This is a genomic window from Aureimonas ureilytica (genome assembly GCF_001475935.1).
GTDB lineage: Bacteria > Pseudomonadota > Alphaproteobacteria > Rhizobiales > Rhizobiaceae > Aureimonas > Aureimonas ureilytica_A.
Window position 1 is genome coordinate 89,646 of the sequence record NZ_LDQA01000024.1, and the last position, 24,347, is coordinate 113,992.

20 protein-coding genes are annotated in these 24,347 nt (G+C 65.5%); 14 read left to right on the plus strand and 6 right to left on the minus strand.

The window, feature by feature from the left end; genetic code table 11:
- Positions 1 to 209: 209 nt before the first annotated feature.
- From repA to repC, 3 genes are all read left to right on the plus strand, one after another.
- Complete coding sequence (repA, locus tag NS365_RS11165; RefSeq protein ID WP_082684559.1) at positions 210 to 1,448, plus strand: plasmid partitioning protein RepA; 1,239 nt, start codon at positions 210 to 212, stop codon at positions 1,446 to 1,448.
- A gap of 54 nt (positions 1,449 to 1,502) precedes the next feature.
- Positions 1,503 to 2,531, plus strand: coding sequence for a plasmid partitioning protein RepB (repB, locus tag NS365_RS11170; protein ID WP_058600364.1), 1,029 nt, complete (start codon positions 1,503 to 1,505; stop codon positions 2,529 to 2,531).
- Between the two features lie 221 nt (positions 2,532 to 2,752).
- Positions 2,753 to 4,102 carry a plasmid replication protein RepC gene (gene repC / locus NS365_RS11175; RefSeq protein ID WP_058600365.1) on the plus strand — a complete coding sequence of 450 codons (1,350 nt, stop codon included), beginning with the start codon at positions 2,753 to 2,755 and terminating at the stop codon, positions 4,100 to 4,102.
- A gap of 67 nt (positions 4,103 to 4,169) precedes the next feature.
- Here repC and NS365_RS11180 read toward each other — a convergent pair whose 3' ends face one another.
- Together NS365_RS11180 and NS365_RS11185 are read right to left on the minus strand one after the other, a co-directional pair.
- Positions 4,170 to 4,607, minus strand: a complete 438-nt coding sequence (locus NS365_RS11180; protein WP_058600366.1) for a hypothetical protein — start codon at positions 4,605 to 4,607, stop codon at positions 4,170 to 4,172.
- Positions 4,608 to 4,814: 207 nt separating this feature from the next.
- Positions 4,815 to 6,038 (minus strand): PLP-dependent aminotransferase family protein, encoded by a 1,224-nt coding sequence (locus tag NS365_RS11185; protein WP_058600367.1) that lies wholly within the window; start codon positions 6,036 to 6,038, stop codon positions 4,815 to 4,817.
- 258 nt (positions 6,039 to 6,296) lie between these two features.
- Between NS365_RS11185 and NS365_RS11190 the strand changes: the two genes are divergently transcribed.
- The gene (locus NS365_RS11190; protein ID WP_058600368.1) at positions 6,297 to 6,755 is read left to right on the plus strand and encodes an RrF2 family transcriptional regulator; all 459 of its coding nucleotides are present in this window, start codon (positions 6,297 to 6,299) and stop codon (positions 6,753 to 6,755) included.
- Positions 6,756 to 6,765: 10 nt separating this feature from the next.
- Here the strand turns inward: NS365_RS11190 and NS365_RS11195 are convergent, their stop codons facing one another.
- The 3 genes from NS365_RS11195 to NS365_RS11205 all read right to left on the minus strand — a co-directional run bounded on the left by NS365_RS11195 (position 6,766) and on the right by NS365_RS11205 (position 9,294).
- On the minus strand, positions 6,766 to 7,218 hold the full coding sequence (locus NS365_RS11195; RefSeq protein ID WP_058600369.1) for an MgtC/SapB family protein: 453 nt from the start codon (positions 7,216 to 7,218) through the stop codon (positions 6,766 to 6,768).
- A gap of 87 nt (positions 7,219 to 7,305) precedes the next feature.
- On the minus strand, positions 7,306 to 8,541 hold the full coding sequence (uxuA, locus tag NS365_RS11200) for a mannonate dehydratase (protein WP_058600370.1): 1,236 nt from the start codon (positions 8,539 to 8,541) through the stop codon (positions 7,306 to 7,308).
- 36 nt (positions 8,542 to 8,577) lie between these two features.
- Positions 8,578 to 9,294 carry a GntR family transcriptional regulator gene (locus NS365_RS11205; RefSeq protein ID WP_058600371.1) on the minus strand — a complete coding sequence of 239 codons (717 nt, stop codon included), beginning with the start codon at positions 9,292 to 9,294 and terminating at the stop codon, positions 8,578 to 8,580.
- Positions 9,295 to 9,403: 109 nt separating this feature from the next.
- Here NS365_RS11205 and uxaC point away from each other — a divergent pair, with 109 nt between their 5' ends.
- The 8 genes from uxaC (at position 9,404) to NS365_RS11245 (ending at position 20,244) form a co-directional block, all read left to right on the plus strand.
- The gene (uxaC, locus tag NS365_RS11210) at positions 9,404 to 10,804 is read left to right on the plus strand and encodes a glucuronate isomerase (RefSeq protein WP_058600372.1); all 1,401 of its coding nucleotides are present in this window, start codon (positions 9,404 to 9,406) and stop codon (positions 10,802 to 10,804) included.
- Between the two features lie 51 nt (positions 10,805 to 10,855).
- Entirely contained in the window at positions 10,856 to 12,031 is a 1,176-nt protein-coding gene (locus NS365_RS11215) for an ABC transporter substrate-binding protein (protein WP_058600373.1), read from the plus strand.
- A 100-nt stretch (positions 12,032 to 12,131) separates the two neighbouring features.
- Positions 12,132 to 13,235 carry an ABC transporter ATP-binding protein gene (locus NS365_RS11220; protein ID WP_058600374.1) on the plus strand — a complete coding sequence of 368 codons (1,104 nt, stop codon included), beginning with the start codon at positions 12,132 to 12,134 and terminating at the stop codon, positions 13,233 to 13,235.
- The gene (locus NS365_RS11225; RefSeq protein ID WP_058600375.1) at positions 13,232 to 14,146 is read left to right on the plus strand and encodes an ABC transporter permease; all 915 of its coding nucleotides are present in this window, start codon (positions 13,232 to 13,234) and stop codon (positions 14,144 to 14,146) included. The genes NS365_RS11220 and NS365_RS11225 overlap by 4 nt, the downstream gene beginning before the upstream one ends.
- 4 nt (positions 14,147 to 14,150) lie before the next feature.
- On the plus strand, positions 14,151 to 14,996 hold the full coding sequence (locus tag NS365_RS11230; protein WP_058600376.1) for an ABC transporter permease: 846 nt from the start codon (positions 14,151 to 14,153) through the stop codon (positions 14,994 to 14,996).
- A gap of 37 nt (positions 14,997 to 15,033) precedes the next feature.
- Positions 15,034 to 16,509, plus strand: coding sequence for a mannitol dehydrogenase family protein (locus NS365_RS11235; RefSeq protein ID WP_058600377.1), 1,476 nt, complete (start codon positions 15,034 to 15,036; stop codon positions 16,507 to 16,509).
- Positions 16,510 to 16,906: 397 nt separating this feature from the next.
- A complete protein-coding gene (locus tag NS365_RS11240) occupies positions 16,907 to 19,159 on the plus strand; it encodes a HAMP domain-containing methyl-accepting chemotaxis protein (protein ID WP_082684561.1) in 2,253 nt (750 codons plus the stop codon).
- Positions 19,160 to 19,278: 119 nt separating this feature from the next.
- Positions 19,279 to 20,244, plus strand: coding sequence for a magnesium and cobalt transport protein CorA (locus tag NS365_RS11245; protein ID WP_058600379.1), 966 nt, complete (start codon positions 19,279 to 19,281; stop codon positions 20,242 to 20,244).
- Between the two features lie 10 nt (positions 20,245 to 20,254).
- On the opposite strand, the gene NS365_RS11250 is transcribed toward NS365_RS11245, so the two are convergent.
- Positions 20,255 to 21,478, minus strand: coding sequence for an MFS transporter (locus NS365_RS11250; RefSeq protein ID WP_058600380.1), 1,224 nt, complete (start codon positions 21,476 to 21,478; stop codon positions 20,255 to 20,257).
- Positions 21,479 to 21,740: 262 nt separating this feature from the next.
- Here NS365_RS11250 and NS365_RS11255 point away from each other — a divergent pair, with 262 nt between their 5' ends.
- Positions 21,741 to 23,222, plus strand: a complete 1,482-nt coding sequence (locus NS365_RS11255; protein ID WP_058600381.1) for a sugar ABC transporter ATP-binding protein — start codon at positions 21,741 to 21,743, stop codon at positions 23,220 to 23,222.
- Positions 23,223 to 23,305: 83 nt separating this feature from the next.
- The gene (locus tag NS365_RS11260) at positions 23,306 to 24,292 is read left to right on the plus strand and encodes an ABC transporter permease (RefSeq protein ID WP_058600382.1); all 987 of its coding nucleotides are present in this window, start codon (positions 23,306 to 23,308) and stop codon (positions 24,290 to 24,292) included.
- Positions 24,293 to 24,347: the final 55 nt, after the last annotated feature.

Sequence of the window (24,347 nt, forward strand, 5' to 3'; positions counted from 1 at the left end):
TCGTTAACGGTTTTAGCCGTTAGATGTACCGAGTGCCGTTACTGATGGATGGAAGCGCAAACCTCGGGTTGGACCCGAATGCTCCACATTCTCCCGAGCCGGATGTGGTTTCGGGCGGTCACAGCGGCCGTGCGTCTCGCCGCGCCGGAACAGAGCGCACGAAACGGCCCCGCGCGGAAACGACGCGCGTTCCCAAACGAGGCGAAGCTTTGTCCAAGCCGACATCCCCTGCCCGCGAGACCATGCCGGCCGATGAGCAGATTGCCGCCGACGCGCGGCTTTTGTCGAGTCAGTTGCAGGCGATGCGACAGCGGCTTTTCCCGCCGACGTCCAGCAAGTCGCTGCGCCCCTTCACCTCGGGGGAAGCGGCGCGGTTGATCGGCGTGTCCGACAGTTATCTGCGCCAACTCTCCATCTCCGGCGAAGGCCCGCAGCCCGAGGTCGGCCCGTCCGGCCGTCGCTCCTATACGCTGGGTGATATCAACGCGCTGCGTCGCCACTTGGCCGGCCAGCACGAAGCCGGCTCGATGAAGGCGCGCCAATATCTGAAATGGCGCCGCCCGGAAGACGGCGAGCATCTTCAGATCATCGCCGTCACCAACTTCAAGGGCGGGTCGGGCAAGACGACGACGTCGGCCCACCTTGCTCAGTTTCTAGCGCTGCAAGGCTATCGGACGCTCGCGGTCGATCTCGATCCGCAGGCGTCTTTTTCCGCGCTTCTCGGCTATCAGCCCGAACTCGACCTTACCGGCAATGACACGCTGTACGGCGCGATCCGATATGACGAGGAGCGCGTTCCGCTCGCCAGCATCATCCGCCCGACCTATTTCGACGGGCTGCACCTCGTGCCGGGCAATCTCGAGCTCCAGGAGTTCGAGCACGCGACCCCCCGGCAACTGGCCGAGGCGCAGCGCGAGGGGCTGGCCAGCGAGCGTCTGTTCTTCGCGCGGGTGCAGGATGCGCTCCGCGAGGTCGAGGACGATTACGATGTGGTCGTGATCGATTGCCCTCCGCAGCTGGGTTTCCTGACGCTCGGCGCGCTGTGCGCGGCGACCTCGGTCCTGGTGACTGTGCATCCGCAGATGCTCGACGTCGCCTCCATGAGCCAGTTCCTCTTCATGACGTCGGACCTCCTGCAGGTCGTGCGGGAGGCCGGCGGCGATCTCAATTTCGACTTCCTGCGCTATCTCGTGACACGCTACGAGCCCCATGACGGGCCGCAGGCGCAGATCGCCGGGTTTCTGCGCGCGCAGTTCGGCAGCCGCGTCCTGACGAACCCGATGTTGAAATCCACGGCGCTGAGCGATGCGGGTCTGACCAAGCAGACGCTTTACGAGGTCGCCCGCGAGAACTTCTCCCGCTCGACCTACGATCGGGCCATGGAGTCGTTGACCGCTGTCAACAGCGAAGTGGAAGACCTGATCCTCGCCAGTTGGGGGCGCGGCTGAGATGGCGGCACAGCTCGATAGAGACTTGAATCGAACGGCGTGGGGGGCACGCCCATGAGCCGCCGCCGCGACGAACTCAAGGCCCTTCTAGGCGGAACCAGCCAGCCGGAGACGCCGGCCCCCGAGCCTCAAGCGGAAGTGGGTCGCCCGCGCGCGCATTCGAGTTCCGGGGCGGTGAAGGCCATGGGGCTGGCGCTCGGCAATCTGCGGGCCGAGGCCCAAGACGCACGCCTCCTGCGCGAACAGGTGGCCAAGGGCGAAAAGATCATCGAGATCGATCCCGGTCTGATCGAACCGGCCTTCGTGGCCGATCGGCTGTCGCAGCCCGACCGCTCGGACGAAGCCTTCGACGCGCTGTGCCGGTCGATCGAGAGCGGCGGCCAGGAAGTGCCCGTCCTCGTGCGCCCGCATCCGGAGGCGGACAAGGCGCGCGCGGGCTGGTATCAGACCGCCTATGGCCATCGCCGCATTGCGGCCACCCGCGCCCTCGGGATCAAGGTCCGCGCCGTCGTTCGGCCGCTCAGCGACGAAGAACTGGTCGTGGCGCAGGGCAAGGAAAATTCCGAGCGGCGCGACCTGTCCTTCATCGAACGCGCCTTGTTCGCCGAAGCCTTGCTGCGGCGGGGTTTCGAACGCGGCACGGTGCAGTCGGCCTTGTCTCTGCATAAGGCCGAGATGACGCGCCTGCTTCAGGTCGCCGATGCGGTTCCCGTCGATATCGCGCGCGCCATCGGCCCCGCGCCCAAGGCGGGGCGGACGCGCTGGATGCTCCTTGCGGACCAGCTCAAGACGCCGAGCGCCCGAGACAAGGCCGAGCGCGAGATCGCGACGGAGCGCTTCGCCAAAGCGACCAGCGACGAGCGCTTCGTTCTCATCCTGCAGCGGCTGACGAAGCGCAGCAAGGGCAGCGCAGACACTGCGGAGGCCCTGACGGAAGATGGTGGACGCGTGGTGGCGACCATCCGGCGCGACGCCAAACGGCCTGTCATCGAATTCAAGGGCGAGGCGGATTTTGCCGCTTTCGTCGCCGACGAGATTCCCGCGCTCTACGCTGCCTTCAAGGCGCGAGGCCGAGAGGACTGAGCTTTCCGGTGGCGTCAGTCATCGGGAAACCGCAAACGTAACCAGCCGACGAAAGGACAGAGATCGAGGCAAGACCCAAGAAAAAAAGGCCCCCGAAACGAGACGCTCCGGAAGCCCTTTCAAGATGTAGCAATCTGAAAGAATCATGTCCGGTCTGCTCTGTCAAGAGTCGGCTCTGTTCCGGCAATGCCTCTGCTTGGCCTCGAGCCTGAAACAGGGACATGATCGAGATCCATTGGAACTCGCCTTTCGGGGCGCGGCCGCTGTCGGCTGCCCTGATCCGGCGGGAGGACGGCGTTCGCCGCGCGCAGGCGCGGCTACGCGAGGATAGTGCTTGCGCAGGTGAAACAAGCGCGGAGGAGGGGCCCGACAAATGGGCGCTGCTTCGAGCTTTGACGGAAGCGCGAGCCCGGTTCGGCCTGTCGGATCGCACCATCGCCGTATTGGAGGCGCTCGTGTCGTGCCACGCCGGAAAACGGATCGATCCCGCGCGCCCGCAAATCGTTTTCCCGTCCAATCGCGAGCTGTCGCTGCGAACGCGCGGCATGGCAGATGCGACGCTGCGCCGGCATCTGGCCAGCCTGATCGAGGCGGGGCTTCTGCTTCGCCGCGACAGCCCCAATGGAAAGCGATACCGGCGGCGGGATGTGGAGCAGGGCGATGAAGCGTTCGGGTTCGATCTCTCTCCCTTCGCTCTTTCAGCGGATGTGATTCAGGCCGCGGCGGAGGCGGCGCGCGCCGAAGCTCGGGCCATCCGTTACATCAAGACGGATATCTCTCTCTGCCGCCGCGATATCCGAAAGATATTGGATGTGGCTCTCTCCGAAGGGCGCGCGGGAGATTGGACCGACCTGGAGCAGCGCTGGATCGACGTCATTCGACCGCTTGCGCGCAACGCTCCAGTCGCGGAGCTTACAGCGCGCCTGCGTGAATGCGCCGATCTTCGCACTCAAGCCGAAACGCGTTATCTATCAAGCCTTTCTGAACAAGAAATGAGCGGCAATGACGTATCAAACGAGCGTCACTATCAAAGTTCAAAAACAGAAACATCTATTGAATCCAGCATCGACGAAAAGAATGAAGAAAATTCCGACGGGGGTCTCCGGTCTGACAAGGAAACGGGTTTAGACGCTGATCTGGCGCCGCAAGCCTCAACTCAGTCGAAGGGGAAGACACGCTCGCTCAGCGAAGCTCCCGCATGGAAGGGCAGGAGCCTGACGTCGCGCAGAGACGCGGCAAGACTGGATGAGCCCGACATTGCGACGGTTCTCGAAATTTGCCCGAGCTTGTCCGACTACAGCATGGGGCCCATACGCTCGCCGGGGGAATTGGAAGCCGTGGCGGACCGTGTCCGCGGCTTCCTCGGCATCTCACGAGATGCCTACCGTTCGGCGCAGTCCGCGATGGGGCCGTTTCAGGCGGCGGTGACGATTGCGGCGCTCTTGGAGCGTGCCGAACACATTCGCTCGCCCGGTGGATATTTGCGCGCGCTGACGCATAAGGCCGCGACCAAGGGGTTCCGTCTCGGTCCAATGCTGGAGGCTCTGCGCAACCATGCTCTGCGAAGCTGATCGGCCATGGCGCATCGTCGGAAAGATGAGCTTACGGACAAGGTGTGAAGGACCGAGCGAGGCCCGCTCAGCGATAGGGGCCGTCGAACAGATCTCCGAGCGCCTTGCTGGCCATCCAGCGCTCCCGGCGTCGGCGACGATGTTCCGGCCTGTCGTGGTTGAGATGGCAGCGCTGGCACAAGGCGGCGAGATTGCTCGACGCGTTGTTGGCGAGATCATGGTCGAGATGTGCGCAGGCCAGCCAGACACGCGTCCAGGACACCGGGATGGACGGCGCGAGGTCGGACGGGGCAGGACGCGCGTTGCGCAAGGTGCGGCCGCGTCGATCGAGCCAGACGGCTGCGCTCTCGTCCCACCAGGCGCCATCTTCGCTGACGCAGATCAAGGCACCGTGTGGGCGCCGGCAATGGTCGCAGCGCCCCTTGGCACGGCGAAAGCGGATGGAACGGGAAAGCTCGCGCCAGTCGATGGGATAGAAGCCGCGCATCTCGCGCTTGATCGGCATGGCAGGCTCGCAAACTCGCTGGGGCCGGTGAGAGTCTCGCCTCAGCGGGACGCGATCACGGGGCGGTTGTCAAGTCTGGCGATGTCAGGAATGGGCGCTGCGCAGGGATGCGAGCCCGAGCTGGGCAACGGCGGTGCGCGGAAGGCCGCGCCTGTGTCGATCGGTTGCCAGCGGTCAACCGATCGACACAGGGTTTGGGTGCCGAACTCAGGCGGGGAGGCTGCGTCGGATCAGGTCGGCGAGACGCGGAATGCCCTCCGTCACCGCGCGCTCATCGGCCAGCGTGAAGGACAGGCGCAGCGTGTTCCGGCCGCCTCCATCGGCGTGGAACGCACTGCCCGGCACGAAGGCGACACGCGCTTCCGCAACCGAGTGCGCCAGAAGCTCGACCGCGTCCATGCCCTCGGGCAGCGTGACCCAGACGAACATGCCGCCATCCGGCTTCGTCCAACTCACGCCCTTCGGCATATGGTGCTCCAGCGCCTCGAGAAGCGCGTCGCGCCGTGCATGATAGGCGGTGCGCGTGCGCTCGACCTGCGCGCCATAGGTCGCCTCGGCCACGTGATGGACCACCATCTGATTGATCGATGGGGAATGAAGGTCCGAGGCCTGCTTGGTCAGCACGAGCTTTTCGATCATGGGGCGCGGCGCGCAGATCCAGCCGACGCGAAGGCCGGGCGCAAGGATTTTGGAGAAGGAGCCGCAATAGATCGTCCGGCCCTGGTCGATCCCGCCCGAGCGCAATGCGTCGAGCGCCGCAATCGGCGGCACGCCTTCGCCGCTATAGCGCAGCGCGGCATAAGCGGCGTCCTCGATGATGGCGATGCCAAGCTCTTCGGCCAGATCGAGCACGGCCTCGCGCTGTGCGAGCGTCAGCGTCTCGCCGCTCGGATTGGCGAAATCGGGCACGAGATAGGCGAATTTCACCGCGCCGCCCGTCTCGCTGGCCGCTTGACGGTAGGCATCCGGCGTCATGTTGCCGCCCGCAGGCATAAGGCGATCATAGCGAGGCTCGTAGGCGTTGAAGGCTTGAAGCGCGCCAAGATAGGTCGGCCAAGTCACGAGAGCCGTGTCGCCGGGCGACAGGAAAAGCTTGCCGAGATAGTCCAGCCCCTGCTGCGAGCCGGAGGTGATGAAGATGTTGTTCTCGTCGCAGGGAATGCCGATCCGGCCCATTTCCCGGGCGATCCAGCGCCGCAACGGTCGATAGCCTTCGCTCACTTGATATTGCAGGGCGGCATTGGCGTCGGGGCCGCCAAGAACGTCGGCATAGGCCTGACGGAACGCTTCATGGGGAAACAGCGAAGGGTCGGGGATACCGCCGGCAAAGGAGATGATGTCGGGCTGGTCCAGTAGCTTCAGAAGCTCGCGAATTTCGGACGCCTTCATGCGTCCCGCCCGCGTGGCGAAAAGGTCGGTCAAATCCATGATGGTCCTCCAATCCCGCCGTCACGCCTCGTCCAAAGAGGTCTGCGTGCGCCGTGCGAGCGTTCGGCGCCGTTAAAAACGGATCGGCGAGATATGTCAACAATGCTGACCTATCTCGCCATGCTGCGCAGCGTCACGAGCGGCATTCCCGCGCTCAACGATTGTTGCGAGATGGCGTGAATCAAGGCTGGCGATATAAGGGCCCACCCCTTATGTCGGGACGGACCCAGCCGCTCGTGCGGCCCGCACGAAGGCCGGATCATGCTGACCGCGAAAGGCAAATACGGATTGAAAGCCATGCTGCATCTGGCCGATGCGGCACCGGAGCACTTGATCCTGTCGGAAGAGATCGCCAGTCAGAACGCCATCTCCAAGAAGTTTCTGGATACGATCCTTGGCGAGTTGCGCAATGCGGGGTTCATCTATGCCAAGAAGGGGCGTAATGGCGGCTACGCGCTGGCGCGCCCGGCGGGGGAGATCGCGGTGGGACACGTCCTGCGCGTATTGGATGGCCCGCTGGCACCGATCGCCTGCGCCAGTCGCACGGCCTATCGCCGCTGCACGGACTGCACCGATGTCGAGCGGTGCCGGGTGCGGCTGGTGATGCTGGAAGTCCGCAATGCGATCGCGACCGTTCTGGACAACAAGACGCTGGCCGAGTTGCAGGGAATGCGTACCCTTCTGGAAGAAGACCCGATTCTCTGGGCCGTGACGGCCTGAAACGCCCCTGTCAGTCGCGCCGCGCCTTCTCGCTGCCGGGCAGGAGGCGCTCCAGGACACGCACCAGCGTCAGGATGATGATGCCGAAGCCGGCGGCGATCCCCACCAGACTGAACTGGCCCGCGCCCGCCGCAATGCCGAGCGCGGCCGCCAGCCAGATATTGGCGGCGGACGTCAGATTGTGGACATCGCCCTTTGAGACGAAGATCGCGCCCGCGGCGACGAAGCCGATGGCCTGAGCGAGTCCTTGAATGACGCGCAGCGGATCGGGGCTTGCGTTCGCCAGACCGTTCAATTCGTGAAACAGGATCAGAGCCGAGATCGTGATCGTTGCCGAACTCATGGCGACCAGTGCATGGGTGCGAATGCCCGCCGAGATGCCGCGCAACTCGCGGTCGATGCCGAGCAGGAGGCCGACCAGCGAGGCGAGCCCCAAGCGAACGGCGATGTCGGTTGCGTCCATGAGAGGTCTCCGATGCGCAGGAAAATAGCGCGCATCGGAGCGGTCTGAAGCGTTCGTCCCTTAGCTGTCGAAGAACGCGCGCGGCGATCAGGCGAGTGTCAGCGCCTCGGTCGATGCGGATTGCGCAGGCCTCGGCACTTCGGGCGGATGGCCGAGTGCGTGGAGAATGCCGCGTAATTCGGCAAGGCCCCTCATGCGCCCGATGGCGGGGTAGCCGGGCGTCACGCTCTTGTGGAGATCGTCCAGCATCCGGTGGCCATGGTCGGAGCGGAAGACAATGGTGCCGTCGCCCGTCCGCTTGGTGTCCTCGGCCACCAGCTCGCGCAGCACCGCGACCATGTCCGTGTCCCCGTCGAGATGGGCCGATTCATGGAACGAGCGCGGGTCGGCCTCGCGGCGCGTGTTGCGCAAATGCGCGAAATGGATACGCGAGGCGAAGCGCCGGGCGATAGCGGCCAGGTCGTTGTCGGGTCGCACGCCGAGACTGCCCGTGCAGAAGCACATGCCGTTGGCGGGGGAGGGGACCGCATCGAACAAGGCGGCATAATCCGCTTCCGTCGAGGCGATGCGCGGCAGGCCGAAGAGCGGGCGTGGGGGATCGTCCGGGTGCAGCGTCAGCTTGACGCCGACCGCCTCGGCTGCCGGCGTCACCGCTTGCAGGAACTCGATCAGGTGCTGGCGCAGGCGCGGCGCGTCGATGTCGCGATATTCCTGAAGCTTCTCGCGGAAACCGGGAATGGTCATGGGCTCGGTGGTGGAGCCGGGCAGGGCACTCGTGATGTTGCGCACGAGGTCGGCCTTGGTCTTCTCGCACATGGCCGCAAATGTCGCCTTGGCGCAGGCCTGCTCGTCCGGCGTATAGTCCCGCTCCGCGCCCGGCCGCTCCAGAATGAAGAGTTCGAAGGCGGCGAACGTGTCGAAGTCGAAGCGCATGGCGGTGGCGCCCGTGTCGGTCACGAAGTCGAGCTCGGTGCGGCACCAATCCACAACCGGCATGAAATTGTAGCAGACGACCGGAATGCCGGCGCGCCCGACCGCTTCGAGGCTGCTGATCCAGGCCTCGATCTCGGGTTTGGCGGCCCCGCCTTTGCGCTTCACCGCATCGGGAATGGGAATGCTCTCCACCACCGACCAGCGCAGTGGCACGCGGCCCTCGGGCGTCGTCTCGATCATGTCGCGCCGGGCCTCGACCGCTTTCGGCGTCCAGACCGCGCCGATCGGCTCCTCATGCAGCGACGAGACGATATCCGTCGCGCCGACATGGCGCACCTCGTCCAGCGTTACCGGGGCCTTTGGGCCGAACCATCTCCAGCCTTGCCGCATCGTCTGTCTCCTCCCGCCCGGTTCCCCGCCGGGCTTTCAAATGAAATAGTCGGGGTAGCGCCCCTTGAGCTCGGCGACGTCGGGAATGACGGCGCTCAGATGAAGGGCCATGGCGGCCTTCGCCCCGTCTTCGTCGTGCGCGGCGAGACGGGCGCGAATCTCTTCATGCTCGGCGATCACCTGTTCCATGCGCCCGAGCACAGGCAGGGTCAGGCGGCGGGCGCGGTCGATCTGGATCTTGGCCTGCGCCAGCAGCGCCCAGATGCCGGGATGACCGGACAGATCCGCAATCGCGGCGTGAAATCCCTCGTCCGCTTCGTGAAAGGCGTCCGTATCCCCCGCATGGGCCGCGCCCTTCTGCCGGCGGATAGCCAGATCCACCCCCGCCAGCCCTTCGGGCGTCGCACGGCGCGCGGCCAGTTCCACTGTGATCCCTTCCAGCGCCTTGCGGATCAGGACGGCCTCGGGAATGGCGTTCACCGGCACGCGCGACACGAAGGTGCCCGATTGGGGAAAGATGTCCACCAGCCCGATCTCCGACAGGCGGATCAGCGCCTCGCGCACCGGCGTGCGGCTGACGCCGAAACGCTCGATCAGCATTCGGTCCTGCAAGGGCGAGCCCGGCGGCAGGCGGGACGCGACGATCTCCACGCGCAAGGCTTCGAAAATCTGCGTGGCTGATGTGACGCGGCGCGCTGGTGCGCCCCGGCGGGGCGGGGCGACCGGCGCGTCGATCTGGACCCGTTCGGACATAAGAAACTCGCACTGTCTCGCGATTGACATTCTAGTATACTAGTTGATAGAACCTGCCAAGGCCGAATGGGAGCCCGTCTTACGGACGGGACGGCCGAAGGGAGGAACGATGGCGCTGCATCCAGACAGGCTCCTGCCGGTTGAGGACACCACGCGCGCGATCGCGCGGCGGCTCTTCGCCGAGGTCGAAACCCTGCCGATCGTCTCGCCGCACGGGCACACCGAGCCCGCTTGGTACGCGCAGAACGAGCGCTTCCCGGATCCCGCCGCGCTGTTTGTGATCCCGGATCACTATATCTTTCGAATGCTCTATTCGCAGGGCGTGCCGCTGGAGGCGCTGGGGGTTCCCACGGCGGACGGCACCCCGGTTGAGACGGATCCGAGGCGCATCTGGCGCTTGTTCGCCGAGCATTACCGCCTGTTTCGCGGGACGCCCTCGCGCCTCTGGTTCGAGCACTCGCTGCAAGCCACCTTCGGCATTGAGGAGCGCCTGTCGCCCCAGACGGCCGACGCGATCTACGACCGGATCGCCGATGCGCTGCAGACCGATGCCATGCGCCCGCGCGCTCTTTACGAGCGCTTCAACATCGAGGCCATCGCGACGACGGACTCGGCGCTCGACGATCTCGCCCATCACGACGCGGTGCGCGCGTCCGGCTGGCGGGGCCGCGTGTTGCCGACCTATCGTCCCGATGCCGTGGTGGACCCGGATCGTCCGGGCTTTGCCGAGGCGCTGCAACGCTTCTTTGCGCTGACGGGCGAGCCACAGACCTATGCCGGCTATCTCGACGGGCACCGCACCCGCCGCGCCTATTTCAAGGCGCGGGGGGCGACGGCGACCGATCACGGCCATCCGTCCGCCCGCACGGCCAATCTCTCGGCGGCGGAATGCGAGCTTCTGTTCTCGAAAATCCTGGCGGGCACAGGCAGCGCGGCGGAGAACGAACTCTTCCGCGCCCAAATTCTCACCGAAATGGCGCGCATGAGCCTCGACGACGGGCTGGTCATGCAGATCCACGCCGGCTCCTCGCGCAACCACAATTCCAAGCTCTTCGAGCGCTTCGGCTTCGACAAGGGCGCGGACATCCCGCAGCGCACGGATTACGTCGGCGCGCTGCGCCCGATGCTCGATGTCGTCGGCAACGAGGCGGGGCTCACCATCATCCTCTTCACGCTGGACGAGACCGTCTATAGCCGCGAGCTGGCTCCGCTCGCCGGCCATTATCCCGCGCTGCGCCTCGGCCCGCCCTGGTGGTTCCACGACAGCCCGGAGGGCATGATGCGCTTTCGCGAGAACGTCACCGAGACCGCCGGCTTCTACAACACGGTCGGCTTCAACGACGACACGCGGGCCTTCCTGTCCATCCCCGCGCGCCACGATGTGGCGCGCCGGGTCGACTGCGCCTTCCTCGCCAAGCTCGTGGCCGATGGCCGGCTGGACGAGGACGAGGCGCGCGAGGTCGCCATCGACCTGACCTATCGTGTGGTCAAGGACGCCTACAAAATCTGACATGGGCCTGTCGGCCGGGAGACCGGCAGGTTGCAAAGGGAGGATCGACCAATGAACATGAACCGCAGACGCTTCATGGGAACGACGGCGGCCGTGGCCGGCGCAACGCTGTTCGGCGGACGCGCCTTCGCCGCGCTGAAGGCTCCGTCGAGCCCCGTCACGATCACGGTGGCCGATGTCGCCGGCAATCTGGCGCTGACACAGGCCGCGATGGAGCGTTACACGCAGGCCAAGCCCGAGTGGGCGAGCCGCATCGCCTTCACCAAGGCCCCCGCGCCCGAACTGCCCGCCAAGCTCAAGGCGCAGCAGGCCGCGGGCCGGGTCGATATCGACCTCGTGCTGACCGGCACGGACGCCTTGTCGGCGGGCCTCGATCAGGGCATCTGGACCGATCTCAAGCCCTATATGGCCGATCTGCCCAATCTCCAGAGCATCTACATTCCGCAGGCCTACAAGATGCAGGCCATGGCCAGGGATCACGGCGTCGTCGTGTCCTACTACCCGTCCGGTCCGCTGATCGAATACATGCCCGACCGCGTGCCGACGCCGCCCAAGACGGCCGAAGAGCTTCTGGCATGGACCAAGGCCAACAAAAACAAGTTCATCTATGCGCGCCCCTCCAATTCCGGGCCGGGCCGCACCTTCCTGATGGGCCTTCCCTATATCCTGAAGGACGCCGACCCGCGCGATCCCGTGAAGGGCTGGGACAAGACCTGGGGCTATCTCGAAGAACTCGGCCAGAACATCGAATATTACGCTTCGGGCACGACGCAGACCATGCGCGAGCTGGGCGAAGGCACGCGCGACATCGTCGTCTCGACCACGGGCTGGGACATCAATCCCCGCGTTCTCGGCACCGTTCCGACCGAGGCCGAGGTCGGCACGCTGGCCGGCTTCCATTGGGTGACGGACGCCCATTATATGGTTGTCCCGAAGGGCGTGTCGGAAGAGAAGCTCGCCGTTCTCCTCGACCTCATGAACTTCATGCTGACACCGGAATCCCAGGCCTATGCCTATGACCAGGGCTATTTCTACCCCGGCCCGGCGGTGAAGGACGTGCCGCTGTCCATGGCGCCGCAGGAGAGCCAGGACGCGATCAAGGAATTCGGTCGTCCGCAATACGACCAGTGGATCGCCGACAATCCGCTGGAAACCCCGCTCGACGCCGACAAGCTCGTTGCCGCCTTCCGCATCTGGGACGAGCGGATCGGCGCCAAGAAGGGCTGACGCTCGAAGCCCCGAGACGGGCGGCCGGTTGACCCGGCCGCTCCTTCGCTCCGGCCCAGTTGCCGGAGCCGTTCTCCCATCACGCCGGAGATCCCCCGCGATGAACGCCCATAGCTCTTCCGTGTCGGCTTCGGGCCGCGCGTCCGCTTCCCCTGTCGGCGGCGGCCGGCTCGAACTTCTGAACCTTCAACGCGCCTTCGGCACCTATAAGGCGCTGGCCGGCATCGATCTCCAGGTGGAGCGCGGCGAGTTCATCGCGCTGCTCGGGCCATCGGGCTGCGGCAAGTCCACGGCGCTGAACTGCATCGCCGGCCTTCTGCCGCTGACGGGGGGCGAGATTCGCCTTGATGGGCGCCCGATCCATGAACTGGAGCCGGAAAAGCGCGGCTTCGGCATGGTGTTCCAGAGCTACGCGCTCTTTCCCCATATGACGATCCGCAAGAATGTCGGCTTCGGCTTGGCTATGCAGGGCGTGCCGAAGGCGGAGGCCGAAAGCCGCATCGATGCCGCGCTCGATCTTGTGCGCCTGCGCTCTCAGGGCGACAAGCTGCCGGGACAATTGTCGGGCGGTCAGCAGCAGCGCGTGGCGATCGCCCGTGCCATCGTCATCCGCCCGCCCATCGTTCTGATGGACGAGCCGCTGTCCAATCTCGACGCCAAGCTGCGCTTGGAGATGCGCGCCGAAATCCGCGCCATCCACGAGGCGATCGGCTCCACCACGATCTATGTCACGCATGATCAGGACGAGGCGCTGTCGCTGGCCGACCGCATCGTCGTCATGTCGGGCGGCCTGATCCGGCAGGTCGGAACGCCCGAAGACCTTTATGAGCGGCCGAACCATGTCGAGGTCGCCGACTTCATGGGCTATCGCACCCGCGTGTCCGGCCGCGTGGCGGATGGGGCTGGCGCGGTGGATCTCGCGAGCGGGCGCATCATCCTGCCGGCGGCGGCCAAACTGCGGCCCGGCACGGCGGTCACCGTCTCGACCCGGCCCGAGGATTTCGTCGCCACGCGCGGCGGCGAAGGTCTCATCGGCACCGTGCGCGCCATCGAATATCGCGGCCGCGCCTGGTTCGGCTCGGCAGCCCTCACCGATGGAACGGTCGTCTATTTCCGCGCCGACGGGGCGCTGCGCAACGGCGAGAGCGTGACGCTGCGCTTCGACCCCGCGCACACCCTCGTCTTCGAAGGGGAGGGGGCATGAGCGACACCACCCTTTCCGCCGCCCCTCGCGCATTCGCGCGACCCTCGCTGAAGACGCGGCTCGCCGCCAAGGGCATCGACGGCACGACGCTTCTTGTCCTGCCCGGCCTCGTCGCGGTTCTGGCCCTCTTCATCTATCCCTTCGCCTATGGCGTCGTGGATTCGCTGGCCCCCGCGGACGGCGTTTGGTACGAGAATTACCGCCGCTTCTTCTCCGACCCGTTCCTCTACAACACGATCTCGGCGACGCTCTGGCTCGCCCTGCCGGTGACGCTGCTCAACCTCGCGCTCGCCGTGCCCATCGCCTTTCGCGTGCGCCTCATGCGCCGACAGCGGCTGCTCACGACGCTTCTCGTTCTCCCCATCACGCTCGGCACGGTTCTGGTGGCCGAAGGGCTCCTGAACTTCCTCGGGCCGCAGGGCTGGTTCAATCGAACGCTGATCTTCATCGGGCTTCTCGACACGCCGATCCGCCTCACCAACAATTACTGGGGCGTCTTCGCCTCGCTGCTCATCACCGGCTTTCCCTTCGCCTTCCTCCTGACGCTCTCCTATGTGTCGGGCATCGACCCGGCGATCGAGCAGGCGGCGGCGACGCTCGGGGCCAATGCGCGGCGGCGCTTCACGAGAGTCTTCCTGCCGCTTCTGGTGCCGGGCCTTGCCGTCACCTTCTGCCTCGCCTTCGTGCAGGCCTTTGCCGTCTTCCCCTCGGCGGTGCTGCTCGGCGCGCCGGCGGGGGCGACGCGCGTCATTTCGATCGCGGCCTATTCGGCGGCCTTCGAGGAATACAATCACTCGCTCGGCTCGGCCATCGCCATCATCATGGGGCTGGTGCAGCTCGCCGTGGTGCTTCTGGTGCTCGGCATCCGTGGTCTCTTCTATCGCGGCCCCGCCGGCGGAACGAAAGGCTGACCCCATGATCCGCGACCGTGGCATCGGCTCCAAACTCTGGCGAACGGCCGTCTGGGCCGTCACCATCCTCTTCGTGCTCAATCTCCTCGGCGTCATCGCCACCGTGGTGACGAACTCGCTGGCGACGCGCTGGCTCGGCACCTGGCTGCCGGTGGACTTCACCACGCGCTGGTACTTCTCCGCTTGGCGCGAATTCCAGCTGACCGACGTTCTCCTCGTCACCTTCCAGGTCGTGTTTCTGGTCACGATCCTGTCCGGCCTCATCGGCATCACCACGGCCTATGCCTTGGCGCGGCGGGACTTTCCGGGCAAGCGCTTCGCCATCCTCTTGTTCCTGCTGCCGCTTCTGGTGCCCCCGCTCACCTACGGCATTCCGCTGGCGACGCTGCTTTATCAGGTCGGGCTCGGCGGCTCCTTCTGGGGCGTGGTGATCATCAATCTCGTGCCCTCGATCCCCTTCGTGGTGCTCGTCATGATCCCCTTCATCGAGCAGATCGACCCGCGCGTGGAGGCGGCCGCGCGCGTCTTCGGGGCCGGCACGGGGAGCCTCTTCCTGCGCATTCTCCTGCCACTTCTGCTGCCGGGCATGCTGGCCGCGCTGCTTCTGGTGCTGGTGCGCACCATCGCCATGTTCGAGCTGACCTTCCTCGTGGCCGGGCCGACAAGCCAGACGCTGGTCGTCTCGCTCTATTACGCGGTCTTTGCGTCCGGCGTGCGCGCCTCGCAGTCGATCGACGCCATGGCCGTGGTCTATATGGTCACGACACTCTTCTGGCTCGTGCTCGCCCTGCGATTCGTCAATCCGACGCAGATCGTGGCTAGAGCCAAGCAGTCCCAGCCGGCGCATTGAGCGCCGGCCCCATCGTGAGGCCCAAGGGAAACCCGACATGACCCGCCTGTCCGAGACCGCTCTCGCGAACCTTCCGTCCAGCGTCCAGCGCCCCGCCTATAACCGCACGGACGTGAAGGTCGGTATCGTCCATCTCGGCCTCGGGGCGTTCCACCGCGCCCATCAGGCCGTGATGACGGAAGCGGTGCTCGCCTCGGGCGATCTGCGCTGGGGCATTGCCGGCGTGTCGCTGCGCAGCCCCGACACGCGCGATGCGCTGGAACCGCAGGACGGGCTCTATACCGTGGCCGTGCGCGGCGCTGAGGGCGATCGCTTCGAGGTGATCGGCGCGATCCTCCAGAGCCTCGTCGCGCCGGAAGACCCCGAAGCCGTCCTTGCCCTCATGGCGGCGCCGGACACGCGCATCGTCTCCTTGACGGTGACCGAAAAGGGCTATTGCCACAAGCCGGCGACGGGCGAACTCGACGAGGCCCATCCCGGTATCGTTCATGATCTGGCTGAGCCAACCAAGCCCCAGACCGCGATCGGCTTCCTCGTCGAGGCGCTGGATCGCCGTCGCCGCGCCGGCTTGCAGCCCTTCACGGTTCTGTCCTGCGACAATCTCCCGTCCAACGGGCGCACGGTCGCCAAGGTCGTCACACGCTTTGCCGAACTGCGGGATGCCGAACTCGGCGCCTGGGTCCGCGAGCATGTGGCCTTCCCCTGCACCATGGTGGACCGCATCGTGCCGGCCACCACCGACGCCGATCGCGCGCTGGTGGCTGAGGCGCTCGGCGTCGAGGATTCCTGGCCCGTCATGGCCGAGCCCTTCACCCAATGGGTGGTGGAGGATCATTTCCCCACTGGGCGTCCGCAATGGGAGCTGGGCGGCGCGACCTTCGCGAGCGAAGTCGAGCCCTTCGAGCTGATGAAACTCCGCCTTCTCAATGGCTCGCATTCGACGCTCGCGTATCTCGGCTACCTCTCGGGCCATGAGACGGTCGCCGACGCCATGGCCGCGCCGGGCTTCGCCGAGCTACTGGAAGCCATGATGCGCGAGGAGGTCACGCCGACCCTGCCGAGCCTTCCGGGCTTCGATCTCACCGCCTATCGCGCCGCGCTTCTGGAGCGCTTCCGCAACCCGGCGCTGCGCCATCGCACATGGCAGATCGCCATGGACGGCTCACAGAAGCTGCCGCAGCGGCTTCTCGGCACGATCCGCGACCGGCTGAAGGCGGGCGCGGGCTTCGAGCGTCTGGCGCTCGGCGTCGCGGCTTGGATGGTCTATGCCACCGGGCATGACGAGCATGGCCAGCCGATCGACGTGCGCGATCCGCTGGCGGCGCGTTTTGCCGAAGCGACCACCGACAAGCGCACGGCGGAGGCGCTGGTCGAGGCCTATTTCCAGTTCCCGGAAGTCTTCGGCGCGGACCTGACGCACGATCCGCATTTCCGGGAGGAAGTCACGCGCGAATTGGCGGGGCTGCTCGCCATCGGCGCGGCGCGGACGGTGGCGGAAGTCGGAGGCCACTAAAGCCCAGCCGCTCTCAAGCAGCGTCGCGAACAGTCCAAACGGCCCATGTCGGATCAATCCGACATGGGCCGTTTGCCGTTGTGCCGAAGTTGGTACGAGGCCCGGCGTCGCCGCCCTTGGGTTAGATTTACCCTTTGTTGCCCCTCTTGGCTGAGAACGGGAAAAGTGAGGGAACATCCCGAAGGTGTTAGCCCGTCAGCAAGGAGTTTCCCTCAAGTTATAATCAGAATTGATTAGAAGAAGTGCTAATGCGCTTCTTATTGTCAGTATCACTTATGGTTTTTGTTCTGAGATCGCGAGAATTCCATTCGAATGAATGGAACATTGCGAATTTGTGTTCGTCGCAACGTGTCCGTCGTTGCCGTGACGTCAATGGCTGTGTCGTGGGGTTTATTCTATGCGTATGACGATCAAGGCAAAGCTTGCCGGAGCGTTCGGCGGCGTGCTGTTGCTGCTGGGAGCCAGCGGTTACATGGCGGTTGCTGGTCTAAGGCAGACCAATGCCGCCATGACGAGCTTCACCACCGGACCTTTCATCCAGGTCCAAAGCGGTATGGAGGTGGCGAAGGCGGTGACCGACACGCGTCGCCTCACGCTTCGCATCCTTCTGTCGAGCGACCGCGCCATGATCGACGCCTATAAGGCGGCTGTCGCGCAGAACTGGAGCACGATCGAGACCTCGCTCAAACATTTCGAAGCCGCCACGACGGGCAACGATCGCGAGAGTGTCACGCAGTTTCATGCGTTGGTCGATGACTTCCGCAAGGCCGCCGACGCCTCGATGATGCAGCTCGAAAAGGCCAATCTCGAAGCCGGCAACACGACGATCCTGGAAACGCAGAAGGCGGTCGATCCGATCATCGGCGAGATCGCCGGGATGCGGGACAGCCTGCGTCGTGACAACGCCCTGGCCCAGTCGCAGCGTTTGGACGATCTGGCAAGCGCTATCGCCTCGGCCCGCATGGCAGCCGTTTCGGCCGTAATTCTGTCCGACGACGCGCAGATCAGGGCCTCCGCCGCTCTGGTGAACAAGAGCGCGGACACGATCGCAGCGCAGATCGACGAGCTGGCAGGCATCATGCCGGCGAGCTACGCCTCGACCCTCGCGGGGATGAAGTCCGAATGGGCGTCGGCTGCCGACATTCTGAAGCAGCAGGCCGAAATCGGCGTCGTCAACGACTTTGCGAAGGCCCAGAACATTCTGGAGAACCAGTTGACGCCCACCGCCGACAAGCTGTCGACCTTCGTTCAGCAGTTGAACCACCAGTTGGCGGACACCGCTGTCGAGGTGTCGGCGCAGGCTCAGACCTCCTATGACACCATCCGCTTCGATCTGATCGCGCTCATCATCGGCGCTGTGCTCGTGGGGGCCGCTGCCGCCGTCTGGATCTCGCTTTCGATTTCGCGGGGCCTTTCCAAGTCCGTGGCTCTGGCCGAGGCGATCGGTTCCGGCGACCTGACGCAACGCGCGGCGATCACCACGCGCGACGAGATCGGCGATCTCCAGCTGGCCATGAACGGCATGTCCGACAAGCTGAGCGAGATCGTCTCCGACGTCATCAACTCGTCCAGCCAGGTCGCGGCCGGTGCCCGTCAGTCGGCCATGACCGCCGAGCAGCTGAGCCAGGGCGCCAGCGAGCAGGCCGCTTCGACCGAGCAGATCGGCCAGGGCGCGAACGAGCAGGCCGCCTCTACGCAGCAGCTGAGCCAAGGCGCCACCGAACAGGCGGCCGCGATGGAACAGGCCTCCTCGGCCATGGAAGAAATGGCGGCCAATATCCGCCAGAACGCTGAAAATGCCGGCGCCACGGCCAAGATCGCCGGGAACGCCTCGCAGAACGCGCAGAAGAGCGGCGTCGCCGTCGCCAACTCCGTCGACGCCATGCGCACCATCGCCGAGAAGATCCGCATCGTTCAGGAAATCGCCCGTCAGACCGACCTTCTCGCTCTGAACGCCGCGATCGAAGCCGCCCGCGCCGGTGCCCATGGCAAGGGCTTCGCGGTGGTCGCCTCCGAAGTGCGCAAGCTCGCCGAGCGCAGTCAGGCCGCCGCGAGCGAGATCAGCTCGCTCTCGACCTCGACGCTGCACGTCTCGGAAGAGGCCGGTCGAATGCTGGAGCAACTCGTTCCCGACATCCAGCGCACGGCCGATCTCGTGGCCGAAATCTCCGCGGCCTGCCGTGAGCAGAATTCGGGTGCCGAGCAGATCAATCAAGCGATCCAGCAGCTCGATCAGGTCACGCAGCAGGTCAGCAATTCGGCCACGCAGATCGACCAGATCGCGCAGCAGACCAGCGTCGCCATCCAGTCCCTCGATCAGGTCACGCAGCAGAACGCCAGCGCGGCCAACGAAATGTCGGCAACGGCCGAACAGCTCGCCGCCGAGGCCCGCCGTCTGGCCGATCGCGTCAGCTACTTCCAGCTGACCGGTCAGCGCGACCGCCCGGCAGCCCCGATGTCCGTGGTCCTCGACGCGCCGGTCGCCCGACCGGTGGCAGCCGGAGACGCCCGCACGCTCCAGTCGCAGGTCGGTCGCTTCGCCACCTCGCGCCCTGAGCGGACCCCGCAGCCTTCGGCTCAGCGTTCCGGCTTCGAACTGGATCTCGGCGAAACCGATCCGCAGAAGGGCTTCGAGCGCATGAGCGCCTGACAAAGGAACCCTCCGTCATCGTCTCTTCGGCTCTCCCGGCTATATCTGCCGGGCGGGCCGAACCGTCTCGCGATGAAACCCTCCAGCGGCGCGCGCTGATTTCCCGTTGAAAGAGCTCCATGACCGTTGTTGCCGGCTTCGAATATCGGGATGGAGAGCGGGTTCGCGAGGTCTCGCTCTTCGAGCCGCTTCCCCGGCGCGAGCCCGGCAGCTTCATCTGGATCGGCATTGCCGATCCGACGGAAGCCGAGATGGAGGCGATCGGCCGGTGTTTCGATCTTCATCCCTTAGCGCTGGAGGATGCGCGCCAGCCCCATGTGCGCCCGAAGCTCGAAGTCTACGATCGCGATCTGTTCCTCGTGGCGCGCACGGCGATGCGCGAGGGCGACCATATCCGCTACGGCAATACGTCGATCTTCGTCTGCGACGATGTGATCGTCACGATCCGCACGGGCTCGCACAGCGATCACAAGCCTCTGCGCGCCAAGCTGGAAGCCTCGCCCTTGCTCCTGCGATATGGTGTCGATTACGTGCTTTACGGTGTTCTCGACTTCGTGGTCGCCAATTACGAGCCGGTTCTGGAATCGATCGAGGAAGACCTGTTCGACATGGAGCGGCAGGCGCTCGACACGTTTCTGACGCGCGCCGAGATCAACCGGCTCTTCGCCATCCGCCGCGAGCTGGCCCGCTTCGGGCGCATCATGGGGCCGATGGAGGAGATGCTGGAGCGTCTGACCCATCTGGCGCTGAAAAGCCTGGATGAGGACGTGCGCCCCTATTTCAGCGATGTCTATGGCCGCGTGCGCCGCGCCTCCGCGCGCATCGAGGGCGCGCGGGACAGCATCACCGCGACGCTCGAAGCGTCCTCGCTTCTGGAACAGCACCGGCAAGGCGAGATCACCCGACAGCTCGCCGCCTGGGCCGCGATCCTCGCCGTGCCCACCGCCATCGCCGGCGTCTACGGCATGAATTTCGAGAACATGCCTGAGCTTCACTGGCGCTACGGCTATTACATGGTGCTATCAGCCATTCTGACGGTCGCCGGCTTTCTGTTCTGGCGCTTCCGCCGCAGCGGATGGCTTTGACGCCGATCCGCTATGCCTGTCCGGCGGCATAAAGATCCGATTGCCGGTCGAGATGACGCGTCATGACGAGCAGCACGGCGGCGGCTGCCATCATGCCGGTCGCCGAGAGAATGGCGGTTCGAAAGTCGAAAAGGCTGGCGAGCCCGCCGAGCAGAGCCGAGGCCATCAGCCCGCCGACGAAGAGCGAGTTCATGTAAAGCGAGGTCGCCCGGCCGATTCGCCCGCGCGCGAAGCCCTGCACGAAACTGGCGCTGACGCCCGCGAACACGCCGTAATAAAGCCCCTCCAGAGCCGCGCCGAGCACGAGATGGGGGATCGAGCGGGTCTGGGCCAACACCCCATAGGCGAGGATGCCGAGACCTGCGGAAAGAACCAGGCAGCGCCGTGCGCCGATCCGCCGCAAGAGAGGTGCGCTGGCCAGAATGACCAAAACCTCCATGAAGCATTTCACCGCAAAGGACAGGCCCGGCGCATAGGTCGGCAGGCCCGCTTCCCGGACATAGAACAGCGGCAGCGCCGCCGTGCAGAGAACATGCGAAACCGAAAACAGAAGACAGGCGCCGGCTGCGAGCCAGAGCGCCGGGTTCGGCGCTTCGTCTTCGGCCTGTGACGCACCCCCGCTCTCCTTCAAGGCTACGATCTTGCGAAAGCCTGTTGGCAGACAGATCCAGCCAAGGCCGAGGGAGAGGGCGCAGAGCAGCGCGCCTCCCTCGAACACGACAGCGCTTCCCCATCGATCGGCTGCACCGAAGGCGAGCGCCGGGCCGATCATCCAGCCGAGCGAGGTCATGGTGCGAAGGCGCGTGTTGTATCGCGCCGCGTCGAGGCCCTCCCGTTCGGCATAAAGGCGACCGAAGGAATAGAGGCTGGAGGTCGCCGAATTGCCGAGCGCCAAAAGGGGGGCGGCGAGGACCAGAAGGGCCGGGAAGCCATGCGGCAGCACCAGAACGACGACGCCGAGCAGGCGCAAGGCATTGGCGGCGGAGACGAGTCGCGCGATGCGTGCGCCCCCATCGATCCTCTCGCCGCAGAAGCGGTTCGCGCCCACGGTCACCAGCGTCGCCACGGCCGCGTAGAGGCTCATCGCCCAGGGCGGCTGGTGCAGATCCTCCACGATATGGAAGCCCATAAAGGTCGCGAGCGAGGCGCTGGCGAGCGCCACGGCGAAGAGGCTGACCAGGATGAAAACGGAATCCGGTCCGCCGGTGGACTGGCGGTTGGCGTCTTGGGTCATGGCTTGGGGTCCGGAGGCTTCGATCCGGCTCCGCGCCGGGAAGGGCTCGCCTCTACGCGCGCAGCGTGTCGTCCCGATGACAGCTTCCCTCACGCTGGTTCGCCTGTAAGGGTAGGCCGCGTCAAGAAACATCCGCGACGGCGAAAGTCGCAGTTGACATATGTCGAGTGATGTCTGAAAAAAGTCATATGAACACCGAGGGGAGTCGGTGGGGAGGAGGAAGGCGCGGCTGGGCAGAAGCTTCGCTTTCGGGAGGAATGCCATGTCGACACCGCTTCTGCGGGTTGAGGGCTTGCGCAAGTCGTTCGGCGGCGTTGCGGCCCTGAAGGACGGCCGCTTCGAGCTGGCCCCCGGTTCCGTTCACGCGCTCTGCGGCGGCAATGGCGCGGGCAAATCCACCTTTCTTTCCATCCTGATGGGCATCCACCAGCGCGACGGCGGCACGATCTGGCGCGGCGAGCGCGAGGTCGAGTTTTCGAGCCCCGCCGAGGCGCTGGCGGCCGGCATCGCCATCATCGAGCAAGAGCTGAGCCCCGTTCCCTTCATGACGGTGGCCGAGAATATCTATCTCGGCCGCGAGCCCTCGGGCCGTTTCGGCGGCATCGACTTTCGCGCCATGAACCGCAATGCGCAGAGCCTTCTGGGTGGGCTCGGCTTCGACATTCGCGCCAACCAGACCATGCAGACGCTGACGGTTGCGCAGATGCAGTTGGTCGAGATCGCCAAGGCGCTGAGTCACGACGCCGATGTCATCTTCATGGACGAGCCGACCTCAGCCATCGGCGAGCGCGAGGCGCAGCAGCTTTTCTCCGCCATCGAGCGGCTGAAGGCGCAGGGGCGCGGCATCGTCTATGTCTCGCACCGCCTGTCCGAGATCTTCCAGATCGCCGACAGCTATACGGTGTTTCGCGATGGGGCCTATGTCGCGAGCGGCAAGCTCGCCGAGACCGATCGCCCCTCGCTGATCCGCATGATCGTCGGCCGTGAGCTCGGCGAGGAATATATCAAGACCAACGCGCCGACCGAAGAGGTCGGTCTGGAGGTCGAGAGCCTGTCGAGTCCCGGCCGGATCGAGGACATTTCCTTCTCCGTGCGCAAGGGAGAAATCTTCGGCATCTATGGCCTGATGGGCTCGGGCCGCACCGAGATTTTCGACTGCATCTTCGGTCTCGATCCCAAGCGCGAGGGGCAAATCCGCGTCGAGGGCGCGCCGGTCTCGATCTCCGGCCCGCGCGACGCGATGCGCGAGGGCATCGCCCTCGTGACCGAGGATCGCAAGCAGACCGGCCTGAACCTCTCGGACTCCGTGCGCTCCAACATCGCGCTGGCCAGCCTGCCCGAAATGAGCCCCGGCTTCGTCATGCGCGGCAAGGCCGAGATGGAGGCGAGCCGGGCCATGATCGAACGCTTCTCTATCAAGGCCGCGCGCGACACGATGCCGGTCTCGGGTCTCTCGGGCGGAAACCAGCAGAAGGTCGTGCTCGGCAAGTGGTTCCTGCGCAATCCGCGCCTTCTGCTTCTGGATGAGCCGACGCGCGGCGTCGATGTCGGCGCCAAGCGCGAGATCTACCGCGTCATCTGCGACTTCGCGGCGTCGGGCGGCACGGTCGTCATGATCTCCTCGGAGATCGACGAGGTGCTGGGCATGTCCGACCGCATCATGGTGATGCGCGGCGGGCGCGCCGCCGGCATCCTGCCGCGCGCGGAAGCCAGCGCCCAGTCGCTCGTCCATCTGTCGACCTGAGCCTCGCGCTTCGTGAGCCTCGCGCTTCGCGCCTCGAAAAACGTCTCGAACGCACCGGGAGAACAGCGTTGTCTGACATCGGTATGAAGCCCGCCACCGGCTGGCTCGGCTCGGAGCGCCGCCGGCTCCTGATCCAGGAATACGGGATCTTCATCGCCTTCCTCGTTCTCGTGGCGGTGCTCGCCTTCTCGAACGAATATTTCCTGACGGCCGGCAATATCTCGAACGTTCTGCTTCAGACGTCGATCAACGGCATTCTGGCCATCGGCATGACCTTCGTCATCCTGACGCGCGGCATCGACCTTTCGGTCGGCTCGGTCGTGGCGCTGGCCGGCATGGTGAGCGCGAGCCTTGCCACCACCTCGCCGGCGGGCGTCGCGGGCGGCCCTTATCCCGTGGCCCTGGCGCTGGCGGCCGGCATTCTCGTCGGCGTCCTGTCGGGCTCGATCGTCGGCGTGATCGTCTCGCGCTTCTCGGTGCCGGCTTTCGTGGCGACGCTCGGCATGTTGTCGGCGGCGCGCGGCGCGACGCTGATCTATGGCAATGGCCGCCCGGTGCCGGGCCTCGTGCCCGACTTCCGCGTCATCGGTACGGGCAATGTGCTCGGCATTCCTATGCCCGTCGTGATCCTCGCCGGCGTCTTCATCCTGTCCTGGTGGGTTCTCTCACGCACCCGGTTCGGCCGCTACATCTACGCCGTCGGCGGCAATCCGCACGCCGCCAAGACGTCGGGCATCGATGTCACGCGCATTCGCTTCCTCGTCTATGTCATCTCGGGCGCTCTCTCGGGTCTCGCCGGCATGATCCTTTCGGCGCGCACGGGCTCGGCCCTGCCGCAAGCGGGCGTCGCCTATGAGCTGGATGCGATCGCGGCCGTGGTGATCGGCGGCACCTCGCTCTCGGGCGGCGTCGGACGTGTCACCGGAACGCTGATCGGCGCGCTTATCATCGGCGTCATGAACAACGGCCTCGATCTCCTCGGCATCCAGTCCTACTACCAGCAGATCCTGAAGGGCGCCTTGATCGTCGGCGCGGTGATGCTGGACCAGACGCGCAAGCACTCCGCCTGACACGCGTAGTCTCTTGGCCGGCGGAGGAGTCGGCCCAGCCCAACGGAGCACCATC

Bases quoted from the DNA above. Each gene is read 5' to 3' on its own strand.
- repB (WP_058600364.1), top strand. From the start codon at position 1,503: ATGAGCCGCCGCCGCGACGAACTCAAGGCCCTTCTAGGCGGAACCAGC.
- repC (WP_058600365.1), top strand. From the start codon at position 2,753: ATGATCGAGATCCATTGGAACTCGCCTTTCGGGGCGCGGCCGCTGTCG.
- NS365_RS11180 (WP_058600366.1), bottom strand. From the start codon at position 4,607: ATGCCGATCAAGCGCGAGATGCGCGGCTTCTATCCCATCGACTGGCGC.
- NS365_RS11190 (WP_058600368.1), top strand. From the start codon at position 6,297: ATGCTGACCGCGAAAGGCAAATACGGATTGAAAGCCATGCTGCATCTG.
- NS365_RS11195 (WP_058600369.1), bottom strand. From the start codon at position 7,218: ATGGACGCAACCGACATCGCCGTTCGCTTGGGGCTCGCCTCGCTGGTC.
- uxuA (WP_058600370.1), bottom strand. From the start codon at position 8,541: ATGCGGCAAGGCTGGAGATGGTTCGGCCCAAAGGCCCCGGTAACGCTG.
- NS365_RS11205 (WP_058600371.1), bottom strand. From the start codon at position 9,294: ATGTCCGAACGGGTCCAGATCGACGCGCCGGTCGCCCCGCCCCGCCGG.
- uxaC (WP_058600372.1), top strand. From the start codon at position 9,404: ATGGCGCTGCATCCAGACAGGCTCCTGCCGGTTGAGGACACCACGCGC.
- NS365_RS11215 (WP_058600373.1), top strand. From the start codon at position 10,856: ATGAACATGAACCGCAGACGCTTCATGGGAACGACGGCGGCCGTGGCC.
- NS365_RS11220 (WP_058600374.1), top strand. From the start codon at position 12,132: ATGAACGCCCATAGCTCTTCCGTGTCGGCTTCGGGCCGCGCGTCCGCT.
- NS365_RS11225 (WP_058600375.1), top strand. From the start codon at position 13,232: ATGAGCGACACCACCCTTTCCGCCGCCCCTCGCGCATTCGCGCGACCC.
- NS365_RS11230 (WP_058600376.1), top strand. From the start codon at position 14,151: ATGATCCGCGACCGTGGCATCGGCTCCAAACTCTGGCGAACGGCCGTC.
- NS365_RS11235 (WP_058600377.1), top strand. From the start codon at position 15,034: ATGACCCGCCTGTCCGAGACCGCTCTCGCGAACCTTCCGTCCAGCGTC.
- NS365_RS11240 (WP_082684561.1), top strand. From the start codon at position 16,907: ATGCGTATGACGATCAAGGCAAAGCTTGCCGGAGCGTTCGGCGGCGTG.
- NS365_RS11245 (WP_058600379.1), top strand. From the start codon at position 19,279: ATGACCGTTGTTGCCGGCTTCGAATATCGGGATGGAGAGCGGGTTCGC.
- NS365_RS11250 (WP_058600380.1), bottom strand. From the start codon at position 21,478: ATGACCCAAGACGCCAACCGCCAGTCCACCGGCGGACCGGATTCCGTT.
- NS365_RS11255 (WP_058600381.1), top strand. From the start codon at position 21,741: ATGTCGACACCGCTTCTGCGGGTTGAGGGCTTGCGCAAGTCGTTCGGC.
- NS365_RS11260 (WP_058600382.1), top strand. From the start codon at position 23,306: ATGAAGCCCGCCACCGGCTGGCTCGGCTCGGAGCGCCGCCGGCTCCTG.